At 34.3% G+C, this 26,334-nt stretch carries 17 protein-coding genes and 1 rRNA gene; 16 read left to right on the forward strand and 2 right to left on the reverse strand.

Annotation, left to right across the window (positions count from 1 at the left end):
* Positions 1–58 precede the first annotated feature (58 nt).
* From rrf to U5907_01140, 4 genes are all read left to right on the forward strand, one after another.
* Positions 59–171: ribosomal RNA gene (gene rrf, locus U5907_01125) — 5S ribosomal RNA — on the forward strand.
* A 117-nt stretch (positions 172–288) separates the two neighbouring features.
* A complete protein-coding gene (locus U5907_01130; GenBank protein ID WRQ33260.1) occupies positions 289–744 on the forward strand; it encodes a phosphate-starvation-inducible PsiE family protein in 456 nt (151 codons plus the stop codon).
* A gap of 11 nt (positions 745–755) precedes the next feature.
* On the forward strand, positions 756–1,757 hold the full coding sequence (locus tag U5907_01135; protein ID WRQ33261.1) for an isoaspartyl peptidase/L-asparaginase: 1,002 nt from the start codon (positions 756–758) through the stop codon (positions 1,755–1,757).
* Positions 1,758–1,762: 5 nt separating this feature from the next.
* Entirely contained in the window at positions 1,763–2,947 is a 1,185-nt protein-coding gene (locus U5907_01140; protein ID WRQ33262.1) for a dicarboxylate/amino acid:cation symporter, read from the forward strand.
* Here the strand turns inward: U5907_01140 and U5907_01145 are convergent.
* A complete protein-coding gene (locus tag U5907_01145; protein WRQ33263.1) occupies positions 2,925–5,591 on the reverse strand; it encodes a 4-alpha-glucanotransferase in 2,667 nt (888 codons plus the stop codon). The genes U5907_01140 and U5907_01145 overlap by 23 nt on opposite strands.
* Positions 5,592–6,083: 492 nt before the next feature.
* Here U5907_01145 and U5907_01150 point away from each other — a divergent pair, with 492 nt between their 5' ends.
* From U5907_01150 to U5907_01205, 12 genes are all read left to right on the forward strand, one after another.
* Positions 6,084–7,124 (forward strand): histidine kinase, encoded by a 1,041-nt coding sequence (locus tag U5907_01150; GenBank protein ID WRQ33264.1) that lies wholly within the window; start codon positions 6,084–6,086, stop codon positions 7,122–7,124.
* Complete coding sequence (locus U5907_01155) at positions 7,121–7,879, forward strand: LytTR family DNA-binding domain-containing protein (GenBank protein WRQ33265.1); 759 nt, start codon at positions 7,121–7,123, stop codon at positions 7,877–7,879. The genes U5907_01150 and U5907_01155 overlap by 4 nt, the downstream gene beginning before the upstream one ends.
* A 113-nt stretch (positions 7,880–7,992) precedes the next feature.
* Positions 7,993–9,333, forward strand: coding sequence for an MFS transporter (locus U5907_01160; protein WRQ33266.1), 1,341 nt, complete (start codon positions 7,993–7,995; stop codon positions 9,331–9,333).
* Positions 9,334–9,362: 29 nt separating this feature from the next.
* A complete protein-coding gene (locus U5907_01165) occupies positions 9,363–12,359 on the forward strand; it encodes a TonB-dependent receptor (GenBank protein ID WRQ33267.1) in 2,997 nt (998 codons plus the stop codon).
* 13 nt (positions 12,360–12,372) lie between these two features.
* A complete protein-coding gene (locus tag U5907_01170; protein ID WRQ33268.1) occupies positions 12,373–13,992 on the forward strand; it encodes a RagB/SusD family nutrient uptake outer membrane protein in 1,620 nt (539 codons plus the stop codon).
* A gap of 11 nt (positions 13,993–14,003) precedes the next feature.
* Positions 14,004–15,095 (forward strand): SusE domain-containing protein, encoded by a 1,092-nt coding sequence (locus U5907_01175; GenBank protein WRQ33269.1) that lies wholly within the window; start codon positions 14,004–14,006, stop codon positions 15,093–15,095.
* A 75-nt stretch (positions 15,096–15,170) separates the two neighbouring features.
* Positions 15,171–16,829, forward strand: a complete 1,659-nt coding sequence (locus tag U5907_01180) for an alpha-amylase family glycosyl hydrolase (protein ID WRQ33270.1) — start codon at positions 15,171–15,173, stop codon at positions 16,827–16,829.
* A complete protein-coding gene (locus tag U5907_01185) occupies positions 16,826–18,931 on the forward strand; it encodes an alpha-amylase family glycosyl hydrolase (GenBank protein WRQ33271.1) in 2,106 nt (701 codons plus the stop codon). Before U5907_01180 ends, U5907_01185 begins: the two co-directional genes overlap by 4 nt.
* A gap of 14 nt (positions 18,932–18,945) precedes the next feature.
* Complete coding sequence (locus tag U5907_01190) at positions 18,946–20,298, forward strand: alpha-amylase family glycosyl hydrolase (GenBank protein WRQ33272.1); 1,353 nt, start codon at positions 18,946–18,948, stop codon at positions 20,296–20,298.
* Positions 20,295–22,127 (forward strand): alpha-amylase family glycosyl hydrolase, encoded by a 1,833-nt coding sequence (locus U5907_01195; GenBank protein WRQ33273.1) that lies wholly within the window; start codon positions 20,295–20,297, stop codon positions 22,125–22,127. The genes U5907_01190 and U5907_01195 overlap by 4 nt, the downstream gene beginning before the upstream one ends.
* A gap of 39 nt (positions 22,128–22,166) precedes the next feature.
* Positions 22,167–22,943: a nitrilase-related carbon-nitrogen hydrolase gene (locus U5907_01200; GenBank protein ID WRQ33274.1), complete on the forward strand. Its 777-nt coding sequence runs from the start codon at positions 22,167–22,169 to the stop codon at positions 22,941–22,943.
* Positions 22,876–24,675, forward strand: coding sequence for a bifunctional UDP-sugar hydrolase/5'-nucleotidase (locus U5907_01205; protein WRQ33275.1), 1,800 nt, complete (start codon positions 22,876–22,878; stop codon positions 24,673–24,675). The genes U5907_01200 and U5907_01205 overlap by 68 nt, the downstream gene beginning before the upstream one ends.
* Here U5907_01205 and rny read toward each other — a convergent pair whose 3' ends face one another.
* Positions 24,676–26,211 carry a ribonuclease Y gene (gene rny, locus U5907_01210; GenBank protein WRQ33276.1) on the reverse strand — a complete coding sequence of 512 codons (1,536 nt, stop codon included), beginning with the start codon at positions 26,209–26,211 and terminating at the stop codon, positions 24,676–24,678. It abuts the gene before it with no gap.
* Positions 26,212–26,334 lie beyond the last annotated feature (123 nt).

Consider the following 26,334-nt stretch of genomic DNA (forward strand, 5'->3'; position numbering starts at 1 on the left):
GAGTCTTTATTGACTAAATCTCTCTCTTAATTATATACGCTGAAGAGCGCAACCTTATTAAGGTGGCTATAGCGGCGGGGTTCCACCTCTTCCCATTCCGAACAGAGAAGTTAAGCCCGCTTGCGCCGATGGTACTGCTATACCAAGTGGGAGAGTAGGTAGCCGCCATCTTTTACAAGAGTCTGATGATTTAATAACCATCAGACTCTTTTTTTTTGTCAAATTGTTTACAGATATAACTTTTAGAGGAATTTTTATTACTTTTATTAAATCTAAACAATAATGGTAATGACAAACTTTATTAAAAAATACGAGAGATATGTCTTTATTCTTCTCTCTGTAATTCTAATGCTTTACATTGCAGTAGAAATTTTTGAACTGGTTTATCAGTTTTTCTTTTCAATACTTTCACCGGAACAATCAAACGGAAGATTACTTGTTTCAAATTCTCTTCTTAAGGACTTTCTTCCGATATTCTTTAATATTTTAATTGCAATTGAGCTTATTGATACATTTCTTGTCTATATGCAGAAGCACACTATCAAAGTATTAAATATTCTTCTGATAGGCCTAATCGCAATTGGCAGAAAATTAATTGCTTTTGATTTTAATGATTTATCCGGGCTTTCAAATTTGGGATTAGCTGCATTAATTATTGCGCTTGCCGGTGGGTATTACCTAATTAAGACAGATGAATACAAAGAGAGGGAGTGTAAAGATAAGTTTGACAACAAAATAGATTAATCAATAAATTTATGAATTCAAAAAAAATTGGCCTTACAGCTTTAGCTGTCGTGGTTTCTCTTTTACTATCAGCCCAGCAAGCAGGAAAATGGACCTTGGTTATTCATGGAGGAGCAGGTGGAGCTCCTAAAAATCTGACAGAGGCAGCGAAAAAGAGCTACGAGAAGCATCTTGAGGAGGCTTTGAGAATAGGTGTTCTTATGCTTAAAAATGGAGAGTCTGCACTCAATGTTACACAAAAAGTCGTTAACTACATGGAGGATTGTCCGTTGTTCAATGCTGGAAAAGGTGCTGTAATGAATATCGATGGTATTCATGAACTGGATGCTGCTATAATGGACGGTTCGAATCTTAAAGCGGGTGCAATAGCCGGTGTAAGGGATATAAAAAATCCTGTAAATGCAGCCAGATTAGTTATGGATAGTACATCACATGTTCTTTTAATTGGTTATGGCGCATCGGTGTTTGCAAAGGAGATGGGTTTGGATATTGTTGATAATTCTTATTTTACAACAAATTCTCGTTCAAAACAGTTGAATGAGATTAAAAAAGGAGAAACAAAAAGTGATCCAAGAGGAACTGTTGGGTGTGTTGCGATGGATGTAAATGGAAACTTAGCAGCAGCAACATCTACAGGAGGAATGTCAGGAAAAAAATGGGGAAGAGTTGGTGATGTTCCGGTAATTGGTGCCGGTACATATGCAAATAATGCCACTGTTGCAGTCTCTGCAACAGGTCATGGAGAGTTATGGATAAGAAGAGTAGTTGCTTATGATATATCGGCTTTAATAGAATATAAATCATTATCCCTAAAGGATGCCGCTAACGAGGTAATATTTAATAAAATTGATCCTATGGGTGGATCTGGAGGAGGAATAATTGCTGTTGATAAGAGTGGTAATTTTGTAATGACTTTTAATACAGGTCTTATGCACCGTGCATGGGCAACATCTGAAGGAGATTCAGGTGTAGGAGTACTAAAAGGAGAAGAGAAAAAAGTTATTCTAAATTAATAACAATGAAGAGAATTAAAATTGGACTTCTTACAAAGGTCATTATTGCAATTATTCTTGGTATTACTTCATCTTACATAATACCTGATTCTATTGTAAGAGCTTTTGTTACATTTAATTCAATATTTAGTAATTTCCTTGGCTTCACTATACCTCTGATTATTTTGGGTCTTGTTGCTCCCGGTATAGCAGACCTGGGAAAAACGGCAGGAAAATTACTGGCAATAACTGCATTAATAGCATATTTATCAACAGTATTTGCTGGATATTTTTCTTTTTTTACTACTGAGTGGTCATTACCCTTATTAATTGACAAAAATGAAAATTTTCATGATTTAAGTCAATTATCATCAAATCAGATATTACACTATTTTACTGTTGATATGCCTCCTGTTATGAGTGTTACTTCTGCTCTTATTCTTGCTTTTGTAATTGGATTAGGTGTGTCAGGGATGAAAACCAATAATATAAAAAATATTCTTTCTGAATTTAGGGAGTTAGTTACTACGATAATAGTTAAGGCAATAATTCCACTTTTACCAATTTATATTTTTGGGATTTTCTTAAAAATTGCGTCAGAGGGACAGGCAACTATGATCCTGAAACTTTTCTTTAAAGTGATAATCGTAATTTTTGTCATGCATATTATTCTTCTGCTCACTCAATTTATTATTGCCGGATTTATTACGAAAAAAAATCCCTTCAGAGCATTAATTAATATGCTACCCGCATATATGACAGCTTTAGGCACTCAATCTTCCGCTGCAACCATACCTGTTACCCTTGCACAAGCAAAGAAAAATGGAGTGGATCCGGAGTTGGCTGATTTTGTAATACCACTCTGTGCAACAATCCATTTGTCAGGTAGTATGTTAAAAATAGTATCCTGTGCATTTGCAATAATGTGGATGATGAATATGCCATACTCTGCGGAGATGTTTTCAGGGTTTATTTTTATACTTGCCATAACAATGGTTGCTGCTCCCGGTGTTCCGGGAGGAGCTATAATGGCAGCAATTGGGGTACTGCAATCAACTCTGTTGTTTGATGAGCAAGCTATAGGTTTAATGATTGCATTATATATTGCAATGGATAGCTTTGGTACTGCATGTAATGTAACCGGAGATGGGGCGATTGCTATGATTGTAAATAAGATAAACAGAAAAATTACCGTCCGGAATCCAGTATAAGTGTTTTTAGTGTAGATACCAGATTTTTGTTACTGTTCATCTCTTCAATATTTAGGTGCATTCTGTATCTCCAATAGTGTTTTGGATTAGATGGAATGTTAATTCTTTCAGAATTTGGATTCTCTTTTCTCAACTCTGGAAATATTGATAACCAATCTTGTAATGGAAGGACTGTAAGCATTGAAGGCGAGTTGAGATGGTTTTTAATTATCTTAATGCATATCCATGGCTCACAGAAGATTGGTGACTCTCCTTTTTCATTAAGTATGTTATTATAATACTCTTGTGTAACCGAACGATTCTCTTCCCACCATCCTCTGAGTGTGCTTGTATCATGGGTTCCCGTTGTGCAAACTGACAGATATGGATATTCTGATGTTTTTCCAAACTTTGAATTTGGATCCTTAGGCATTCTTTCAATTTCAAGTGACAGGATGCTTAATGATTTCATTGCTGTAGGAACACAAGATGGGATCATGCCAAGATCTTCTCCGCAAACAAGCATATCTGTTGACGAAATTAGTGAGGGTAGTTTTTTCATAGCACTATTAAACCAATAACCATCATTTCTGTGATAAAAGAACAAATTATAAATCTTGTTGTATGATTCTTTTAACCACTCAGGGAGACTTTGATATGATCTGGTGTATTGTGCAGATATTCTGGGATGATATTTATTATTATCATAAGGATCCTGAATAAAAAGCACCTCTGTTATGAGAGAAAATAGAGACTCTTTGTGTCTAAGCAATCTGTGATTTGGGTTTGAAACGAAGTAATTATCAATTTGTCTTTGGTTGGAAAATTGGGGTTTAAATCTATAGACATCAAACTCAATATGGTCAAAAAAGCAGGAGATAATTTCAGTTGAATCATCTTTGAAATACTCTTTGATTATTGATTCTCTGATATATGGTGTACAGTCCCTTTCAAAGTTAAAATCGTAACCAAGTATTCTAATTTCATCTGCAGTGAATGGAAGAGATGGATTGAAAAATCCCATAAGTCCTTCAATTGAACTGGATGGGACCTCCCAAATTCTGAAAAAACCAAGTATATGGTCAATTCTGTATGCATCAAAGTATTCAGCCATTTTTTGAAATCTTCTTCTCCACCAATCATACCCCTCCCTCTCCATGTAATCCCAATTATAAGTTGGGAATCCCCAGTTCTGACCCTTAACTGAGAAATCATCAGGTGGTGCTCCTGCTTGTCCGTTAAAATTAAAGTATTGTGGCTCACACCATGCTTCAACAGAGCATCTGTTAATTCCGATAGGGATATCTCCTTTTAAAATGATGCCTTTGCTATTTACATATTCGTGTGCTATTTTTAACTGTCTGTCCAAATGATACTGTATAAAGTAATATAGTGAAATATCATTGTATGAATCACTTTCAGAAGATGTTAATATTTCAATGGCTAGTTTATCATAAATTGAATATTTATTCCAACTTGAAAAATTAGCTGTCCCATAAAGGTCGCGCAAGAATGAAAATGCGGCATAAGGCTTTAACCAAGATGAGTTATTGTTAAAAAACTGGTTAAATTCTTTTGAGCGGAGTGTTTTTAAACCATCTTGTATAAATAATTGTTTTAAATATCTCCATTTTAGTTTTGAAACTAAATCGTAGTCAATTTCTTCAAGTGCATTTATTCCCTCAATATCTCTGTTGAAATCTTGCATAAATTCATTATCCTTGATAGTGCCTGCCTCTTTAAGGTTGATGTAGAGAGGATGTAATGCAAATATTGATACTGCTCCGTAAGGATATGAATCCTCCCAATTATTGTTTATAGTGGTATCATTAACTGGAAGTATTTGAAGCACCCTCTGTCCGGTTTTAGATAAAAAATCGGCAAATGGAATGAGATCCATGAATTCTCCTATTCCACAGCTGTTAGTGCTTCTCAATGAAAATACTGGAATAGCTGTACCTGCAAATCTGGGTTTAGGTGATGAAAGGTTAATTGAGTTATTTAGTATCAATGAATAATTTTGAGCACTTAGTAATTTATAATCAGGTAAATTTCTGTTAATGCCATTTTCCCAGATGTAATAATTATCCCCTTTTCTTAGTATGAATTTATACTCTGAATATGGGGCCAGCTCTTCTCTTTTAAAAGTTAGGTACCAAACTCCGGGTGATTGAAGTTTCATCTCTAATGCTCTTTTTTCATTCCAATTGCCTAATTTATTGTTGTTCCCGGAAATTAAAACAACATCATTTTCACTTAGGTTGAATGCTGTACATGTAATTAATATTTCGTCATATTCAAATGATTCTATTGACTTAGTTCTGCAGAGAATCTTTTTAAATGCATCAGAATCAAAAGGAGTCTCATCATTGAAAGGTCTCCAGTTATCAAATAAGTAGTATGAGTCAAATGATCCGGGAATGAATGGTCTTACAGACCCTGCCTCTGGAACTATTTGACTATACTCATCTTTTAGAAAGTATGAATAGGTAAAACTCTCTTTCTTTTTTAATTCAATTTGAGCTTTCCATTTCCCTTCAAAATATTTCATTTCCATTGAGTTTTCTATTTTTCCGGAGCCTAATTGAGGAATGGTTCCAATAATGTGAATATTTTCTCCGGGTCTTGTGTTATAATGTATCTCAAAAGAAATTGTAGTTTTCATAACTGTAAATTATTTATTCTTTCATTATAGCAAACCTAATTTAAATTTTTGAAATAACCATATTCGGTAATATTTTGTATATTTACATATACCAGTAGATTAAATGAAATCATCTATACTTAAATCAAATGGAGACAAGAGACGAGATATACTTTTCGTTCATTTAACCATACATCTCTTTGCCCTGATTCATTCGTTTTTATGTTTTATTTTAAGACTTAATAATATTGATGATGGAATATTTTTAACTGTACTTACATTGTTAATGATATTGACATTAATCAATTTCTTTAACGGAACAACTGATGTTTTTGTATCACTATCCTTACTCTCTTTATTAGCTGGTTTTTATTTGGGAACAAAAGGGGCAGATTTGATTGGTTTGATAATTCCTAATTCACAAATTCTGACGCATGTTTTAGCGACATTTCTAGTCACTGAGTTTTTGGGGTGGCTGGTCTTTTTTGTCCTAAGGAAAAGAATAATTTGGCGATGAAGAGGTTTGGGTTAAAAAGAGTTGTTGAGTTTACTGCTTTAGCCCTATTTGTACTTGGCTTTAGAGTCCTTTTTCAAGAGTTAATACCTCTTTTTGAAGAGAAATTGAATTTAACATTTGGCAGGTTCCTTGTTAAACTTCTCTCAAATTATCCACTAACTCTCTTAATGTTATTGCTGGATCTGGGTGTTGTTTTTTCTCTTAACAGATTCTTCAGGAACAGAAATTCTTTTGAAAAAATAGTTATAACATTTTTCTCTTCTGCTTTGATTGCTTTAATATCTGCGCTTTGGATAAGAATTCCTGTGTGGACATCTTTTCAGGGATTAAGATTCTTCTCAGATATTTATTTCAATTTTACATTATTTACAAGTTTTGTTTTCAATCTTGTTATATTGTCATTGTTGCATCTTTATGCATACAATAATAATAAACAACAGAAAGCACTAAATATTGAAATTGGGAAGAAGAACAAGGCCAGATATCAATATATACAGTTAAAAAATCAGCTAAATCCACATTTTTTATTCAATAGTCTTAATGTTTTAGATTATTTGATATTTGAGGATCAAAAAAGAGCAAGTGAATTTGTCAGAAAACTCTCTTCTGTATACAGGTATTTACTCAAAAATGAAGAACTTAAATCTGTGAGTTTTGAAAAGGAGATCGATTTTGTAGTTCAATATTATGACCTTTTAAAAGAGAGGTTCTCTGACGGATTATTTCTGTATGTTGATATACCAAATGAATATTTTAACTACAGTATTATTCCTGGTGGCATGCAAATGTTGGTGGAAAATGCTGTAAAGCATAACAAAATTTGCATTGAATGCCCGTTGAGTATTAATATATATATTGAGGGTAATTTTATTGTTGTTAAGAATAACTTACAACTTAGACTAACAACAATTGAATCAGCAGGTTTTGGTCTTAAAAGCATTAGATCTCAATATCTTTACTTATATAAAAAGGATATAAAAGTAGAATCGGGTAAGGACTACTTTAAGGTATCTCTTCCAATAATTGATAAATTATGAGAATACTTATTTTAGAAGATGAAATTCCTGCTCAAATGCAGTTGAAGAAGCTAATTGAGAAGAATTTTCCTGAATTCGATATTGTTGGAGTTATGACTTCTGTCACTTCTGCTGCTGATTGGCTTAGGGATAATAGTGCAGATTTGATTTTTATGGATGTGGAACTTTCTGATGGAACTTGTTTTGAACTTTTCAAACTTGTAGAGATATCTTCTTGTGTCATAATAACAACTGCTTATGAAAGTTATGCTATTGAAGCCTTTAAAGTAAACAGTATTGATTATCTTCTGAAGCCTTTAAATGAAAGTGCGTTTATTAAGTCTGTTGATAGATGTATGAAAATGCGAAGTAATTTCGTAATCACAAAAGATGTTATTAATAAAATCACATCATCATCAAAAGTCTTCAAACAAAGGTTTACAGTTAAGTTAGGTGCTCAAATATTTGTTATTAACATAACCGATATAGCATATGTATTCTCAGAGAACAAATCAACATATTTTGTTACAAAGGATTCAAAAAAACTTCTTACTGACTTATCCTTGGACTCTATTGAAGAGCAGCTAAATCCAAATCTGTTTTTTAAACTCTCCAGATCCTGTATTGCCAGTATTAATTCGATTGAGCATATTACAAAACATTTTAATTCAAGGTTAAAGGTCCATCTTAATCCACCTCATTACGAAGATATCTTTGTAAGCAGGGCAAAAGTAACAGCATTTATGGATTGGCTTGAAGGTTCCATCGATAATTAATAATTCTATTCATTTACATATTATTGCTATTCGTCCTGTAAATTCAGCAGTTCGTCGGCAAAAAGGCTTTTATTATTATTGATTAATCTATTTTTATAGAAATAATTAATAATATGAAGCAAAAAAGAATGTCCTTCTGGGATATCTGGAATATGACCTTCGGATTTCTTGGTATTCAGTTTGGATTTGCACTTCAGAACGCAAATGCAAGCAGAATATTACAAACTTTTGGTGCTGATGTTGAGCATTTATCTTGGTTTTGGATTGCAGCTCCGCTTACAGGAATGATTGTTCAGCCAATAATAGGATACTACAGCGATAAAACCTGGACCAAACTGGGAAGAAGAAGACCATTCTTTCTATTTGGTGCAATTTTCGCCTCCCTGGCTTTGATCTTTATGCCAAATTCAGAGATGCTTGCACACATTCTGCCACCAATGATGGTGGGTGCAGGGATGCTGATGATTATGGATGCCTCAATTAATGTAGCAATGGAGCCATTCAGAGCTCTTGTTGCAGATCTTCTTCCTTCTGATCAGAGGACTTTAGGTTTTTCAATTCAAACATTTTTAATAGGTACAGGTGCTGTTATAGGATCATGGTTGCCATATATACTAGCCGAGTGGTTTGGTGTAGAAAAATCGGCTTTAGAAGGAAGTGTCCCGGACAATGTGGTCCTCTCTTTTTACATAGGTGCTGCTGTGCTTATAACATCAATAGTATGGACTATTGTTAAAACAAAGGAGTACCCGCCGGAAGATGGGGCATTTAAAGAGGAGAAGATTAAGAGAAATGGGTTAGTGGAAATTTTTAGTGATTTTATTGCAATGCCTAAGACCATGAAACAGCTTGGTCTTGTGCAGTTCTTCTCTTGGTTTGCCCTGTTTTCTATGTGGGTGTTTTCAACTCCTGCAGTAGCAGTTCATATTTATGGGACAGATATAAACGATACATCATCTCTAACTTATCAGGATGCAGCTAATTGGGTAGGAATTATTTTTGGAATATATAATTTGGTTGCTGCAATATATGCTCTATTCCTGCCTGCAATTGCAAAGAAAATAGGAAGAAGACTTACTCACTCTCTCTCTCTGTTATTTGGGGGGATAAGTCTGATATCATTCTATTTTATTAGTAATCCTACGATGTTAATTATTCCGATGGTAGGTATCGGAATAGCTTGGGGTAGTATTTTAGCGATGCCGTATGCAATTCTGGCAGGTTCGTTACCTGCAAAAAAAATGGGCATATATATGGGAATATTTAACTTTTTTATAACACTTCCTCAAATATTAAATGGTGTCATTGGGGGCCCAATTGTTAAAAGGCTCTATGATTCTCAGGCAATTTACGCGATAGTATTTGCAGGTGTTGCCCTTCTTATTGCGGCAATATCTGTTGTGTTCGTTGATGATAAAGACGACTTAGTACAAATAAAAATATTTAAAAAATAACCAATTATTAATTTCTTAAACTAAAATTTATGAAGCGATTACTATTGTTAATATCCATTCTGTTTATTATGACAGAGTCGGATATTATCGCTCAGCAAAGATTCTCGGTATCGGGAACCGTTGTTGACTCAAAAAACGCTCCATTGATAGGTGTTGCTGTAATAGAAAAAGGGACACTTAACGGAACTGAAACTAATCTGGATGGTAAGTTTTCAATCAATGTGAGTTCACAAAATTCAATATTGGTATTTACCTATATGGGTTTTATAACAAGGGAAGTACAGGCTAATCAGTCTGCAATTATTCAGATGGAAGAAGATGCCAGATTCCTTTCTGAAATTGTAGTTATTGGCTATGGACAAGTTAGGAAGGAGGATGCTACAGGATCAATAGTAGCTATTAAGCCTGAAACACTGAACAGAGGTGCTGTAACTGCACCTCAGGAGTTGTTAATAGGAAAAGTAGCAGGTCTTCAGATTACGCCGGGAGATGGTAGCCCTGGATCAGGCGCACAGATTAGAATTAGGGGAGGAGCATCTCTCAGAGCGAGTAATGACCCTTTGATTGTAATTGATGGTGTGCCTACTTCTAACGATGCATCACCTGGTATGAAAAATGGACTTGCTTCTATCAATCCGTCGGATATTGAGACATTTACAGTATTAAAAGATGCATCTGCCACTGCTATATATGGCGCGAGAGCTTCTAATGGAGTTATTATTATTACTACAAAAAAAGGAACAAAGCGATTCCAGGTTAATTATAATTCCACATATTCTGTAAACCAAAACATTAGAACGATTAACTCTCTTAATGCAACCGATTTCTCTTCAAAATTACTTCAGGCTTTTCCATTAAACACAACAGCAGGAGCAACTGCACGAAGTTTAATGGGGACTTATGATACAGATTGGCAAAAGGAGATATATCAACTTGGATTATCAACAGATCAGTCTTTATCATTATCGGGAACTCTGGCATCAATCCCTTACAGAGTTTCTCTTGGGTATAACAACCAGAAGGGTACTTTAAAGACATCTTCGTACGAAAGATTAACTGCTGGTGTAAATTTAACACCTTCATTATTTGATGATCACCTTAAGGTTACAGCGAATGTAAAGGCAGTCTTAAATAATAATGTTTATGCTGACGGTGGTGCTGTAGGGGCAGCTGCTTTCTATGATCCTACACAGGCTGTATATAACTATAAAAATGATAAATCCATAGATTATAACATTTTTAATGGTTTCCGTAACTGGGGAACTGCTCAGTTGCCAAACACACTTAGTGGAACTAATCCGCTCTCTTTGCTTTATGATAAATACGACTCAGGAAGATCAAACAGATTAATTGGTAACCTTGAACTTGATTACAAAATGCATTTTCTGCCAGATTTAAGAGCTCATATAAATCTTGGTTTTGACTATGGAGAAGGGAAAGGGACAAACGGAGTCAGACAAAACTCTTTCCAGGCCTGGAAAGATGCTGATTTTAAAGGAATCGGCAGAAAAACCGAGTGGAATAACAAAAGACAAAATACTGTTCTTGATTTCTATTTGAACTATTCAAAAGAGATAGAATCTATAGATTCAAAAATTGATGTGATGGGTGGTTATTCATGGCAACACTTCTATTCAAAAGATTATAGTAAAGAGATATCAAATCACGATACCAATCCTGTTGTAAAAAAAGAGACTACATATCCTACTGAGAGTTATTTAGTATCATTTTACGGAAGGCTAAACTATACTTTTAAAGATAGATATCTTCTTACATTAACTCTAAGAGACGATGCTTCTTCAAGATTTTCTCCGTCAACAAGATGGGGTCTCTTTCCATCAGCAGCATTTGCATGGCAAATTAATAAGGAGTCATTTCTGGCAAACTCTAAGACAATTAGCGATATGAAACTTAGAATAAGCTACGGAGTAACTGGTCAACAGGATTTGGGGCTTAATGACTACCCATACATAGCTCTCTACAATCAATCAACAGTCTATTCAAATTATATGTTTGGAACAAATTTTTATTCTCTTCTTAAACCAACAGGTTACGATGAGAATATTAAATGGGAAGAGACTGCATCATACAATATTGGGCTAGATTTTGGTTTTCTTAAAAATAGAATAACGGCCTCTGTTGATGCATATATGAAGAAAACAGACGATCTTTTAAATGAAATAGATGTAGCTGCCGGAACCAATTTTGCAAACAGAATAGTTACTAATGTAGGAAATCTTGAAAATAAAGGTGTTGAGTTAAATATTAACGCTATACCTGTTGATAATCCAGACTTTGTATGGGAAATTGGATTTAACGGAACCTGGAATGAAACTAAGATTACAAAGCTGACTGCAAATAATAATCCGGACTATGTTGGAATTCCTACTGGTGGGGTCTCTTCAGGAACTGGAGGTACAATTCAGATGCATAGTGTAGGACGCGCTCCAAATACCTTCTATACTTATAAACAAGTATATGATGTAAATGGTAATCCAATTCAGAATCTTGTTGTGGACCTTAATAAAGATGGACAAATTACTGAAGCGGACAGGTACTTGACAGATTATAGTCCAGCACCAAAATACTATTTTGGATTTAGTAATATGTTTACGATTCGTAACTTTGACCTGGGTTTCAACCTCAGAGCGAATCTTGGCAACTATATGTTTAACGATTTTGCAGCTGGTAACTCTACAACGTACAACTTCTCAAATCAGGGGTTCCTGACAAATATGGTTGATGTTGTAAACAGAACAGGGTTTACAAGAAGTAATTCTCCGCAGCAGATAAAATCTGACTACTTTATTGAAGATGCCTCCTTTATTAAAATGGATAACATAACTCTTGGATACAATTTCAACAAAATATTCAAGTCTTCAATCGCAGGCAGATTTGCATTCTCTGTACAGAATGTTTTTGTAATTACAAATTATACAGGTTTAGATCCTGAAGGTTGGGGAATTGATAATAATATATGGCCAAGACCTCGTATCTATACATTAGGAATGAATTTAACTTTCTAAAGCAAGATTTAAAATGAAAAAATTGAATATAATAATAGCAGTTTTGTCACTTTCAATCCTGGCTACATCATGTCTTAAAGATCTTGATACAAGGCCTTTGGATGAAAAAACCTTTACGGTTGACAAAGCATATGCAGACCAGGCAGCCTATCTGCAAGGCCTTGCGAAAATATACTCTGTTATGGCCGTATCTGGCCAGGATGGAGCCGGTAGTACTGATATAACAGGGTTGGACGCTGGTAACTCTCAGTTTCTAAGGAGTCTTTGGAATCTACAAGTTGTAACAACTGACGAATGCAAAAACGGCTGGGGAAATGACTCTTGGGTGCCTGAGCTTAATAATAACACTTGGAGTGATATCAAAAATGAATCTATTGATGGTGTATATTACAGGTCAATGTTTATTGTAGCTCTTGCAAACGAGTATCTTAAACAGACAACAGAAGAAAAACTTGTTCAAAGAGGTCATACTTCAATTAAAGCTGAAGTAGATAAATACAGACTTGAAGCAAGATTCATGAGAGCATTGGCTTATTCTATTCTCATTGATACTTACGGAAACCCTCCTTTTATTACCGAGGAGCATCCTATAGGCGGCTATCTGCCTGAGCAGATTGGAAGAGTAGAGATGTTTAAGTATATAGAGTCAGAATTGCTTGATATTGAGTCGAAAATTGCAGCCCCAAGAACAAATGAGTATGGAAGGGCAGATCAGGGAGCTGTATGGACTCTTCTGGCAAGATTGTATTTAAATGCAGAAGTTTATACTAAGACTGCAAAGTGGACTGAGGTAATTACTTATGCTAAAAAAGTAATTACTGCAGGATATACCCTCTCTAATCAGTACTCTCATCTTTTTATGGCTGACAATCATTCATCTGGAGCAAAAAATGAGATAATATTTCCAATTATTTTTGATGGTAATAAAATTCAGACATATGGTGGTATGACATACCTGGTTGCCTCTTCAAGATCCGGAAGTGAGAAAGACATAGTAGATAATGGTACTCAACAGGCTTGGGATGGTAACAGGGCAACAGAAAAACTTATTGATAAATTTACATATACAGATGTATCAGGAGATTATCCGGTGAGTGCAGATAAGAGAGCAATCTTCTTTAAGAAAGGTAGGAGTAAGGAGATTACTAATCCGCTTAACACTTTTACAACACAAGGTTGGTCTGTATTTAAGTTTACAAATAAGACCTCAACCGGAGGGAAGGGTTCTCATAATGATTTTCCTGACACAGATTTTCCATATTTCAGATTGGCAGATGTTTACCTTATGCTAGCTGAGGCAGTTGTCAGAGGTGGTTCCGGATCATCAACAACTGAAGCTATTGGATATATAAATCAGCTTAGAAGAAGAGCGTTTGGAAATAACTCAGGGGATGTAGCTTCGTTAACTTTGAATTTTATTATTGATGAAAGATCAAGAGAGTTATATTGGGAGGGTACCCGCAGATCAGATCTTATCAGATTTAATATGTATACAGGGTCTGCTTATAATTGGCCAATGAAAGGCGGTCAACCATCAGGAGTATCAATTGATACAAAATATAATTTGTTCCCGATTCCTGTGGCGGATTTAATGGCAAATCCTAATCTTGAACAAAATCAAGGTTACAATTAATAATAATGGTTATGAAAATTATAAAATATACATTATCTCTTCTGGTGTTGGTACTTGCAATTGTCTCTTGTACCAAGGATGAAAGCACAAATGTTGTTTTTAATCCATCTGATGCTCAGGCCGGAACTTTAGTTGCACCATCAGCAATTATTTTAACTGATGAAACAAAAGGAAATGATCTTCCTCCTTTCACATGGACAAAAAGCAATTTTGGCTTTGATGCAGCTGTGAATTATGTTGTTGAAATTGCTCTTGAAGGCACAAATTTCTCGAAATTAAGGGTTATCGGCTCTGTAACAACTAATAAGCTAGTTGTTAAGCAGCAGGAGCTACAAACTGCTGCTGAAAAATTAGGTGTTATTCTTGGAAACAAGGCAAATATTGAGATGAGAGTTAAATCTCAAATTGCAGATCAATTAGATCCAATAATTTCTAATGTTGTAAAATTTAGTTTAACAACATTTAAACCAGCAGAAAAGGTCTATCCTAAAGTATGGATTATTGGAGATTATTGTGGATGGAACCATTCTAAATCCCAATTTCTTTATGATATTAACGAGGATGGCCAGTATTTTGAGGGATGGATTGCTTTTAACGGAAAAGCTCAAAATGGGTTTAAAATTACCTATACAGGTGGGTGGAACGGAGATGATATCGGATCAAATGATGCTAATGTCGTAAATAATAAGATTAAGGTTGAGCCGGGCTCTAACATTAGTTTATTTGATGGTAAAATAATGTATCTGAAACTTGATAACAGAGATAAAAACAACAGAACATTAGAAAGAGTCAAAACAATTTCCAGAATAGGATTAATTGGATCAGCTACTCCAAACGATTGGAACAGCCCGGATACTGAACTTCTGTTTAACGAAAATACAAATAAGTTTGAAACAACAGTTACTCTTAAAGATGGCGAAATTAAGTTCAGAGCTGATAATGACTGGGGACTTAACTGGGGTAAATTTGATCCTTCTGAAGGGAAAAATCCGGATCAGCTAAAGCCTGGTGGTGCAAATATTCAGGTTTCAGCCGGTAAGTACAAGATCTCTTTTAACTTGAATAAAGTGGTACCTACATACGAATTGATTTCAGTAGAATAATTTGAAATTAAATGAAATATGGGGAGGGGTCATATTTGATTACTCCCCATTTTTTAATCACTTATATATTGATTTATGAAAAGGATAATAATACTAGTTCTTCTTTTTGTAATAATTTCTTGTAATAAAGATAATAATTCTATTCATGGAACAGATCCTAATCCTCCGGGCATAGAAAGAGATGATATATCTCAATACAATGCAAAAGAGTGGGATGGTATTAAAAGAGGAGGGGTTTTCTATGAAATATTTGTCAGATCATTTGCGGATAGTAATGGTGATGGGATAGGAGATCTTAATGGTATAACAGCAAAACTGGATTACCTTAATCAAATTGGAATATCGGGTATTTGGTTAACACCTATACATCCCTCTCCCTCGTACCACGGTTATGATGTAGAAGATTATTTATCTGTTAAACCGGAATATGGTACAATGAATGACTTTGAAGAGTTAGTTAAAAAAGCTAAATCTTTAAATATTAAAATTATCCTGGATCTGGTTCTAAATCACACCTCAAAAACTCATCCATGGTTTATTGATGCAATTAGTTCTCAGGAAAGCAGATACAGGGATTATTATTTGATCTCTCCATCTGATTTGGTAAGCAGTAATATCTCTTCCGGAAAAATTCCGATGACCCAGTCCTATATATCATCGCAATGGCATAATATTTCACAAGGCACAAGCGGTTATAACTATTTGGGCATGTTTTCAGATTGGATGCCAGATTTGAATTTTGGATCTATTGATACTTGTGAGGTTTCAGCACCATTTAAAGAGATGGTAGAGATTTCAAAATTTTGGATTGCTAAGGGAGTATCCGGGTTTAGACTTGATGCTGTTAAACACATTTATCAGAATGAAATATCAGAAGAGAATCCTCTTTTCTTAAAGAAATTCTTTGATTCTATTAAAAAAGAAAGAAATGATATATACGTAGTCGGAGAGAATTTGTCTGGAGACTACAGAGAAGTCTCTCCGTATTACACAGGACTTCCTGCATTATTCAACTTTGATGCTTGGTATAAGTTAATTTATGCAATTGAAAATTCTCATGCAAAATGGTATCCTAAGGATATTGTTGAGATGGAAGCCAGTTTCAGGTCATACAGAAATGATGCAATAAATGTAACTAAACTATCCAATCATGATGAAGACAGAACATTATCAAGGCTTGGAGGAGACATATCCAAAGCAAAAATAGCGGCTGCCATTTTACTTACAATATCAGGCTCTCCATATATTTACTATGGAGAAGAGATAGGAATGCTCGGTATGAAAAATGGTGGAGATGAAAATGTCAGAGAGCCTTTCCTGTGGTCATCAATTCAGTCTGATAACTATAGAACAAAATGGAGAAATCCTCTCTTTTCAACTGAAAGCTCAGTAAGACCTCTTGAATTGCAGAGAAATGATAAAAATTCAATTTTCAGGGTATATGAAAAATTTCTTAAGTTAAGAAACACTTATCAATCATTAGCTTATGGAGAGATGAGATATCCATCTAACTTAGATTCATATGATAAGAATTTTATGGTATTTTTCAGAGAGTATTCAGGAGAAAAATTAATGATAATACACAATGTCTCCTCAAATACTTCTACTATAGCAATCTCTGATCCAATTGTCAGGGCAGTTGCAGATATGGGCAGTGTTACCTATTCAAAAATTAATACTCAAAGTCACTCTGTTACAATGCCTCCATATTCAACTATAATATTTGAATTATGAAATATTTACGCATTATAATAATATCTTTTATTTTATATTCGTGTAGCAATAAAATAGAGATCAGCAAATTTGATAATTATGATATTGCTACAACAGTGAGACTATCACAAGATACTACTACAATTATTATTAAAGATTATTTCCCGCTTTGTGACAATTTAGATTCTGTAACATCATCATCATTAGAGATTATTGGTGATAAGACAATGGACACTATTCAAATAGTCAGAACAAAAAAGACGAAGAAATTGAATTTAATCAATTTAAGTACTAATAAGGGAGAGGGTGTTATTGTAGTATTAGATTATTGTCAACATAATAACTCCGGGAATCAAGTATATACTGTTACAAAAGAGTTTAACAAAAGCAAAGTAACTGCAGAGATTTTTGGCAATAACGCTGAATTTATTGTACTATGGCAAAATAGAGTTATAGATCCCTTTTATATAGAGGTTAAAAATGAAAACAAAAAGACCTCTTTAAATATTGAAATACCCTCTTCATCAAAAAATTTTGAAAGGTCTTTCATAAGAATATTTTCTTCGGGATCTGAACAAATTGCCAATGATGTATTAATTCCTCTAAACTTTGGAGAGGTAATTGAGTCATCTTTTAAAATAAGAAGAGAAGATAAGCATGCTCAGGTAATGTACTCTCTCTTGATTGATCGTTTTTTTGATGGAGACCCAAGTAATAGTAAGAAGCTTAATTCACCAAATGTTCTTCCAAAAGTTGATTATTTTGGAGGTGATTTGAAAGGAGTTCTGGAAAAAATTAAATCAGGCTTCTTTAACAATCTTGGTATTAATACAATCTGGCTCTCACCTATAACTCAAAATCCATATGATGCATGGGGTCAATATTCTGACCCTTCAACTCAATTCAGTGGTTATCATGGATATTGGCCAATATATCTGACAAAAATCGACAGGAGATTTGGAGATGAAAAAGTTTTAAAAGAGTTGCTCTCAGAGGCGCACGCCAGAGACATAAATGTAATACTGGATTATGTTGCCAATCATTTACATATTGATAGTCCTGTTTTGAAAGAAAACAAAGATTGGACAACCTCTCCCATAACACCTGACGGTAGACCAAATTTTGAGCTTTGGGATGAATTCAGACTAACAACTTGGTTTGATAAACATATTCCTTCTCTTGATCTAGAGAAAGAGTATGTAAATGAACCTTTGACTGATTCAGCTCTGTTTTGGATGGTTAATTATGACTTTGATGGATTTAGACATGACGCAACTAAGCATATACCTGAAGTATTTTGGAGAAAACTTACACAAAAAATAGCAAATTCACTACCAGATAAAAATATTTATCAGATAGGTGAAACATATGGCTCTCCATCACTTATTAATTCATATGTTAGAAATGGAATGCTGGATGGACAATTTGATTTTAATGTATATGACTCATTTATTTGGAGCGTTATTAATAATGATGGCTCATTTGTTAATGTAATGACAACTCTGATTGAGAGCCTAAATACTTATGGATATCATAATCTTATGGGTTATATAACTGGTAATCATGATAGGCCAAGATTCATATCTCTCGCAGGAGGAGCACTTCTGCCAGATGAAGATTGGAAAAAAGCCGGATGGAATCGCGAAATTGGAGTCGGAAAGAATGAATCGTATGATTATCTCTCAATTCTTCATGCATTCATATTCACTATACCTGGTATTCCTACTGTTTATTACGGAGATGAGTTTGGTGACCCTGGAGCAAATGATCCAGACAACAGAAGATGGATGCGTTTTGATAACTATAATGAACATGAAGCTAAATTGTTAAATAATTTTGTTAGCTTGTCAAAGTTCAGAAGATCTTCTATACCACTAATATATGGAGATTTCATTCCTTTAAAAGCAGAAGAGGATATTCTTGCATATTTGAGAGTATATATGGGTAAAATTGTTTTGATTGCTATTAATAAATCAAATGATATAAAAGAGGTAGAGATAAAAATACCCTTTGATTTTGAGGGGAAAAAATTCCAGTTACAATCAGGTAGAATTCTATCTTTAGATGACTATACTATAACAGTGGAAATAGAGCCAAGAAATTTTGTTTTGATTAATAATTAAATAATAATATTTATATGAATAAGCTTATTATAAGTCTGTTAACATTTGGATTAACTCTGTTTGTTTCTTGCACAGATAAAACAGAATTAAAATTAATTTCAAATGTAGAAAATCCTGAGTGGGTGGCTGATGCAGTTATTTATGAGGTTAACATAAGACAGTTTACAGAGGAGGGTACTTTTAATGCTTTTTATAATCATCTTCCAAGGCTTAACGAGATGGGTGTAAGAATTCTATGGTTTATGCCAATACATCCAATCGGGGAGGTTGAGAGAAAAGGTGCTTTGGGAAGCTACTATTCTATTAAGAATTATAAAGCAGTCAATCCTGAGTTTGGTAATATTGAAGATTTTAAGAGAGTCGTTGATAAAGCGCATGAATTTGGAATGAAAGTTATAATTGATTGGGTTGCAAATCATACATCAAGAGATGCTGAATGGATAAATAATAATCCCGAATGGTATATTATTGACAGCGTTACAAATAAACCTGTTGCCCCATTTGACTGGACAGATGTTGCTAAACTTGATTTCAATAATCAGGAGATGAGAGTTGCAATGATTGATGCTATGAAATTCTGGATTGAAAATGCAGATATTGATGGTTTTCGATGTGATGTTGCATCCGAGGTACCTGTTGACTTTTGGGAAAGTGCGGTAAAAGAGCTATATACAATTAATCCAGCTCTCTTCATGTTAGCAGAAGCTGAAGATCCATCACTTCAAATTAATGCATTTAATATGTATTATGGATGGAGATTCCATCATATAATGAATGGAATTGCATCAGGAAAATATAATACAGATACATTAAGAGCATATTTTTCCAGAGATATTCATAAGTTTCCCAATAATACAATACCTATGAATTTTACATCTAATCATGATGAAAACTCTTGGAATGGTACAGAGTTTGAGCGATTAAAGGATTATACCCGTCAAATGGCTGCATTAACATTTGTGATGCCAGGTATGCCTCTAATTTATAATGGGCAGGAGGTTGGATTCAACCGTAGATTAGAGTTTTTTGAGAAAGATATAATTGACTGGAAAGATAGCAGTGATTATACAGTTTTTTATAAAAAATTAATTGATTTGAGGAAAGAGAATCCGGCTTTAAGTGCGATAAAATTTAATGGTTTATCTGAAATTAAGACTTCTGCACCAGACAAAATTTTTGCTTTCATTAGAGAAGCTGGTGATAATATTGTTATTTCAATTTTTAATTTTTCTCAAGAATCTGTTGATACAAAATTTTTGAATTCAAAAATGGATTTTCAACTAACAGAGTTTTTTTCAGGTGAAAAGATTAATTTTTCTGACAATATTCAAATGAATCCAAATAGTTTTAAGATTTTAATAAGATGATTAAAGAATTGAAATTCACTATATCTATTTTTTTATTACTCTTTATATCAGTAAATCTATATGGTATAGAGATTTCTAGGGTAGAGCCACCAAGCTGGTGGATTGGTATGAACAATCCCAATCTGCAGCTATTGATTTATGGCAAAGATTTAAAAGACACAAAAGTTAAAACAAAAGAAAAAGGTATTAAGATATTGTCAGTAGAAAATGCAGATTCTCCAGATTATATTTTTGTAAACATAGCAATTTCATCCAAATTAAAACCTGGTACATTCGAGCTTACTTTATTTAGGGGAGATATGTCAAAAACAATTAATTATGAATTCTCCAAAAAAGGTCAGTCAGGAAAGTATACAGGGAAGGGGTTTGGGCCAGAGGATCTGATATATCTTTTGATGCCAGATAGATTTATTAATTCCGATATATCAAACGATAATCATCCAGAGGCAAAAGAGAAGGCTAATTATCTCCATGCATATGGCAGACACGGAGGCGACTTAAATGGTATGATTGAATCCCTTGATTATCTCAGTGAATTAGGAGTTACTGCCATTTGGTCTACTCCATTGCTTTTTGATAATGAGTCAAATGCATCTTATCACGGATATGCATGTTCTGATTATTACAGAATAGATCCCAGATTTGGAGACAACAATCTTTTTCGAGAATATGTCAGTAAGGCTGCAGATAAAGGAATAGGGGTAATTATGGATATGGTGCCAAACCACTCGGGCCTTGAACACTGGTGGATTAAAAATCTACCCTTTAATGATTGGATACATCAATTCCCTGCCTACACACAGTCGAATTATGCTATGTCCACACATGCTGATATTCATGCTTCAATTGTTGATAACAATAGATGTACAATGGGTTGGTTTGACAGAGCAATGCCAGATATGAACTTAAACAATCCATATTTACTTACATATTTTATTCAAAATGCAATTTGGTGGACAGAATGGGCAGGTCTTTCCGGTATTAGAGTAGACACATATCCATATAGTGACAAAAATGCAATTTCTCAATGGACAAAAGCAATAATGAATGAATATCCAACAATGAATATTGTAGGAGAGTGCTGGTTCTCAACACCACAGGAAATTGCATATTGGGAGGGAGATGCTAATAATAGAGATGGATATTCAAGTTATCTTACAAATGTAATGGACTTCTCCCTTCAAGAAGCATTTGGAAGAGCATTAAAGAATGATGGTCAACCTGGTTGGGGTGAAGGAATGTTCCAGATATACAAATCAATCTCTCTTGATTTTATTTACTCCAATCCTTTTGAACTTATGATTTTTTCCGATAATCATGACACAAACCGATTTTCTGAAGTAGTTAAAGGAGATAAAAAGAAGTTTAAAATGATGTTGACAATGCTTGCTACATTAAGAGGTATTCCACAACTCTATTACGGTACTGAGATTATGATGAAAACAGAAGACGGTAAATTGGGACATGGTGAAGAGAGAATGGGCATGATTAAAAAAGAGAGGTTTACAGAGAATCAAAAGGAGATTTTCAACTATACTTCTGAACTTTTTAACTGGAGAAAAAACTCTAGAGCAATTGCTTCAGGTAGCATGAAACACTACTGGCCGTACGATAATTTTTACATCTATTTTAGAATCCTTGACGATGAAAAGGTAATGGTTGTGATTAATAACAATACCAAACCGATTGAGGTTGACTGGAATAAAATCTCAGAATCAGTAAATACTGGTGAAGTTGGAACTGAATTATTTTCAAAGAATCAAGTAATATCAGGTAATATACTTACTGTAGAGCCTCAAAGCTCAATAATTGTAGAGTTTATGAATTAATTCAAGGTTTTAGTATATTTGTGCGCAGAATTTTTTATAATGAAAATTGCGCTTTGTAACATACCTATTCATTGGGAGCAATTTGATAAAAATTTAATCCTATCAGAAACTGTACTTAAATCTGTCTTTAATAATAATTCCGGCGTAGAGCTTTTGCTCTTGCCGGAATTTTTCACTTACGGCTTTAGTGTTGATAATAAGAACGCAGAGTCAATTGATGGTAATTCTCTCAAATGGTTGAAATATTCCTCTTTGTTTTACGGATCAGCTATATACGCATCTGTACCAGTTAAAGATGGATTGAATTTCTCTAACAGAGGATACTTTGTAAGACCAGATGGAACATGTGAAGTTTATGATAAAAGGCATCTCTTCTCGTATGGTGGTGAAGATAAAATCTTTACACCGGGTTCAAGAAGGGTTATCGTAAACTATCATGGATGGAAAATACTATTGCAGATCTGCTATGATCTAAGATTCCCCGTGTGGAGCAGGAATGTTAATCTTGAGTATGATCTTATTATTAATATTGCAAGCTGGCCTTCAAAAAGGGCAAATGTGATTAACCCATTAGTAAGATCAAGGGCAATAGAAAATCAATCATTTTATGCTTTCCTAAACCGATCTGGTTCAGATCCATATTCAGATTATAATGGAGAGTCCTTAATAATAAAACCTGATGGGAGTAGTTTAGAATCAATTCAAGAGAATAATAAAGACTACTATTCTATTTATAGTCTTAATATAGATGAACTATTATCATACAGGTCAAAATTCCAGTTTTGGAGAGATTCTGATAATTTTAAAATCATTTAATATTGACAAAATGAGGTATAGATTTCTATTTATAATTATTATATCATTTTTCATTCACTCTTGTGATTCAGATAAGTTAGCTGACGGAACTTACGAAATAACTATATTTTCAACAAATGATATACATGGTAAATTTTTCCCTTATGATTATGTTGACTCGCTTCCAATAAGATACTCATTATCTGCTGCTTCAACGGTTATCAATAACAAGAGGGAGGAAATAGGAAAAGAGAGAGTACTGCTTATTGATAATGGGGATCATCTGCAAGGAGATAATTCGGTTTTCTATTATAATTTTGTGGATACAACTTCTAAACACATTTTCTCAGAGATAGTATCATGGCTTGACTATGATGCAGTTGTTGTTGGTAACCATGATATTGAAGCAGGTCATCCTGTTTACGACAGGCTATATAAAAATGATGGAGTACCTTATATTGCAGCTAATATTATTAATCTTAAAAAGGGATTACCCTATTTCAATCCCTATAAAATTGTAGAAAAGAACGGATTAAGAATTGCTGTTATTGGCATGACTAATCCAAACATTAAGAAATGGTTGTCAGAAGATTTATGGTCTGGGATGGAGTTTGAAGAGATTTTGCCCTCTTTGCAAAATTGGGTTGATAAAGTTATTAAAGACGAGAAACCACACTTAGTTATTGCAGCTATTCATGCCGGACTTGGAGAAGAGAGTAAATATGAAGTTGAAAATCCAGCAAGATATGTTGCTGCTAATACAAAAGGAATTGATATAGTATTTGCTGCTCATGACCATAAAACAACATCAGAAAAAGTGTTTAATGGTAAAGATTCTGTCTTGATTATGGCTGGAGGAGGAAGAGCGGCTTTCCTGTCAGAAGCAGATGTCCGTATAGTAGTTAACAGTGGCGAAATTTCAGAAAAATATATTCAAGGTAATTCAATTTCTCTTCAAGATTTAAAGCCAGATAAAAACTTTCTTAGTTATTTCAAGAGTTATTATGACTCAGTCAGTTCTTTTACAAACAGAAAAATTGGGAGTCTGTTAAACAGAATAGATTCAAAAGATGCTTTTAAGGGCCCATCTGGATATATTGATATGATTCATAATATCCAGCTTGCAAATTCTGGTGCCGATATCTCTTTTGCTGCACCTTTAACTTTGAATGTAACAATTGAACCAAAAGAGCTCAATTTTCAAGACATGTTTAATATATATCCCTTTGAAAACCAGCTTTATGTGATAGCTATGACGGGGATTGAAATTAAGAATTATCTTGAGTATTCTTATTCAAAATGGATTAATAAGATCCCATCTGAGTCCGGACATCTGTTAAAACTTAACACAACAGGTAAAGGAGATAGAGGCAAATTTCAAAATCCATACTTCAATTTTGATTCAGCTGCAGGAATTATATATGAGGTAAGTACGGATAAGGGTGATGGAGATCGTATATCAATAAAATCATTGGCAAACGGAGAAGACTTTGTACTGGAAAAACAATATTTAGTTGCACTCTCCTCATACAGGGCAAACGGAGGAGGAGATCTCTTACTTAAAGGGTCCAATTTATCTAAAGATGTTGTTGAAAAAAGAGTTATTAAAAAGCTAGGTGATATCAGAGAAATTCTTTATGAACAAATAAAAAGGGACGGCTTTGTTAAAGCAGTCCCACTTAATCACTGGAAGTTTGTCCCAGAGAAAGAATCATTAAATCATCTTAATAGTGATTTAAAGTTACTATTCTGATTATTTTGCAAAACTTACAGATCTGGTTTCTCTGATTACAGTAATTTTTACCTGACCAGGATAAACAAGCTCCTCTTGTATCTTCTTTGCAATGTCAAGTGATAGTCTCTCTGAGTCCTGATCGCTAACTTGCTCGCTGCCAACGATTACTCTTAATTCCCGGCCAGCCTGTATAGCGTAAGTTTTGGTAACTCCTGGGTAAGAGAGGGCAAGATCTTCCATCTCTTTTAGTCTTTTTATGTAGGACTCAATAACCTCTCTTCTTGCTCCAGGGCGAGCACCAGAAATAGCATCGCTGACCAAAACCAGAGGAGCTATTAATGAATTCATTTCAACCTCTTCGTGATGAGATCCTATAGCATTACACACTTCAGGTTTCTCCTTGTATTTCTCAGCAAGCTTCATCCCGAGAACTGCGTGTGGAAGTTCTGGATCTTCGTCTGAAACTTTTCCAATATCGTGAAGAAGGCCGGCTCTTTTAGCTACTTTAGTATTCAATCCCAGTTCGGAGGCCATAGTGGCGCAAATATTTGCAACTTCTCTAGAGTGCTGAAGAAGATTTTGACCATAGGAAGATCTGTATTTCATTCTACCAATAAGTCTGATAAGTTCAGGGTGAAGTCCATGAATTCCAAGATCTATGCAGGTACGCTTTCCGGTCTCCATAATCTCATCGTCAAGTTGTTTCTGGACCTTAGTTACAACCTCTTCAATCCTTGCTGGGTGTATTCTGCCATCTGTGACTAGTTGGTGTAAAGCTAATCTCGCAACCTCTCTTCTTACAGGATCAAAAGCGGACAATAAAATTGCTTCAGGAGTATCATCTACAACTATTTCGACACCGGTCGCTGCTTCCAGTGCTCTGATGTTTCGTCCCTCTCTACCAATTATCCTCCCTTTAATTTCATCGCTTTCAATATTAAATACAGTTACTGCATTCTCAATAGCTGTTTCAGGTGCTATCCTCTGAATAGTATTAATTACGATTCTTTTAGCCTCTTTACTTGCTGTAAGCCTTGCTTCATCCATTACTTCACTTATGTAAGACATTGCCTCAGATTTTGCCTCTGATTTCATGGTATCGATCAGTTGATTTTTGGCATCTGATGCAGAAAGACCAGCAATATTTTCAATTTTCTGGATAGCCTCTTGTCTTAGCTTTTCATAATCTTCAACTTTTTTCTCAAGAATTTCTTGTTGAAGTTTTAATTGTTCTTTATGGTTGTCTAATTCTTTGTGTTTTTTTAGTAAATCTTGATTCTGCTGATTAAGGGAGATCTCTTTTTGCTTAATTCTATGTTCCTGTTGAATAATTACATTACTTTTCTCCAGTATTTGTTGTTCGTGCTCCGTTTTGAGTTGGAGAAATTTCTCTTTTGCCTGAAAAATCTTCTCCTTTTTGATATTTTCGCCGTCCTGTTCGGCACATTTTAGAATTTCTTCTCTTTTTCTTTTAAGTACGATATTGTTTCCTACATAATATGCTAAACCAAAGGCAACAATTGCAGGTAGAATAATTGATAGAATTATGTCCATTTGTATATATGTTGTTGAGTGTCAGTAAAAAGCCGTTGGTTGCTGTTTAGACAAAACCTTAATAAATTAAGATTTGAGCTCCGGCATATTGTCGCAAACTTCCAACGTCCTGTAAACAGAATC

The organism is Bacteroidales bacterium MB20-C3-3 (genome assembly GCA_035609245.1).
Taxonomy (GTDB): domain Bacteria; phylum Bacteroidota; class Bacteroidia; order Bacteroidales; family UBA932; genus Bact-08.

Coding starts and splice junctions, on each gene's coding strand:
- U5907_01130 (WRQ33260.1), top strand. CDS start 289: ATGACAAACTTTATTAAAAAATACGAGAGATATGTCTTTATTCTTCTC.
- U5907_01135 (WRQ33261.1), top strand. CDS start 756: ATGAATTCAAAAAAAATTGGCCTTACAGCTTTAGCTGTCGTGGTTTCT.
- U5907_01140 (WRQ33262.1), top strand. CDS start 1,763: ATGAAGAGAATTAAAATTGGACTTCTTACAAAGGTCATTATTGCAATT.
- U5907_01145 (WRQ33263.1), bottom strand. CDS start 5,591: ATGAAAACTACAATTTCTTTTGAGATACATTATAACACAAGACCCGGA.
- U5907_01150 (WRQ33264.1), top strand. CDS start 6,084: ATGAAGAGGTTTGGGTTAAAAAGAGTTGTTGAGTTTACTGCTTTAGCC.
- U5907_01155 (WRQ33265.1), top strand. CDS start 7,121: ATGAGAATACTTATTTTAGAAGATGAAATTCCTGCTCAAATGCAGTTG.
- U5907_01160 (WRQ33266.1), top strand. CDS start 7,993: ATGAAGCAAAAAAGAATGTCCTTCTGGGATATCTGGAATATGACCTTC.
- U5907_01165 (WRQ33267.1), top strand. CDS start 9,363: ATGAAGCGATTACTATTGTTAATATCCATTCTGTTTATTATGACAGAG.
- U5907_01170 (WRQ33268.1), top strand. CDS start 12,373: ATGAAAAAATTGAATATAATAATAGCAGTTTTGTCACTTTCAATCCTG.
- U5907_01175 (WRQ33269.1), top strand. CDS start 14,004: ATGAAAATTATAAAATATACATTATCTCTTCTGGTGTTGGTACTTGCA.
- U5907_01180 (WRQ33270.1), top strand. CDS start 15,171: ATGAAAAGGATAATAATACTAGTTCTTCTTTTTGTAATAATTTCTTGT.
- U5907_01185 (WRQ33271.1), top strand. CDS start 16,826: ATGAAATATTTACGCATTATAATAATATCTTTTATTTTATATTCGTGT.
- U5907_01190 (WRQ33272.1), top strand. CDS start 18,946: ATGAATAAGCTTATTATAAGTCTGTTAACATTTGGATTAACTCTGTTT.
- U5907_01195 (WRQ33273.1), top strand. CDS start 20,295: ATGATTAAAGAATTGAAATTCACTATATCTATTTTTTTATTACTCTTT.
- U5907_01200 (WRQ33274.1), top strand. CDS start 22,167: ATGAAAATTGCGCTTTGTAACATACCTATTCATTGGGAGCAATTTGAT.
- U5907_01205 (WRQ33275.1), top strand. CDS start 22,876: ATGAACTATTATCATACAGGTCAAAATTCCAGTTTTGGAGAGATTCTG.
- rny (WRQ33276.1), bottom strand. CDS start 26,211: ATGGACATAATTCTATCAATTATTCTACCTGCAATTGTTGCCTTTGGT.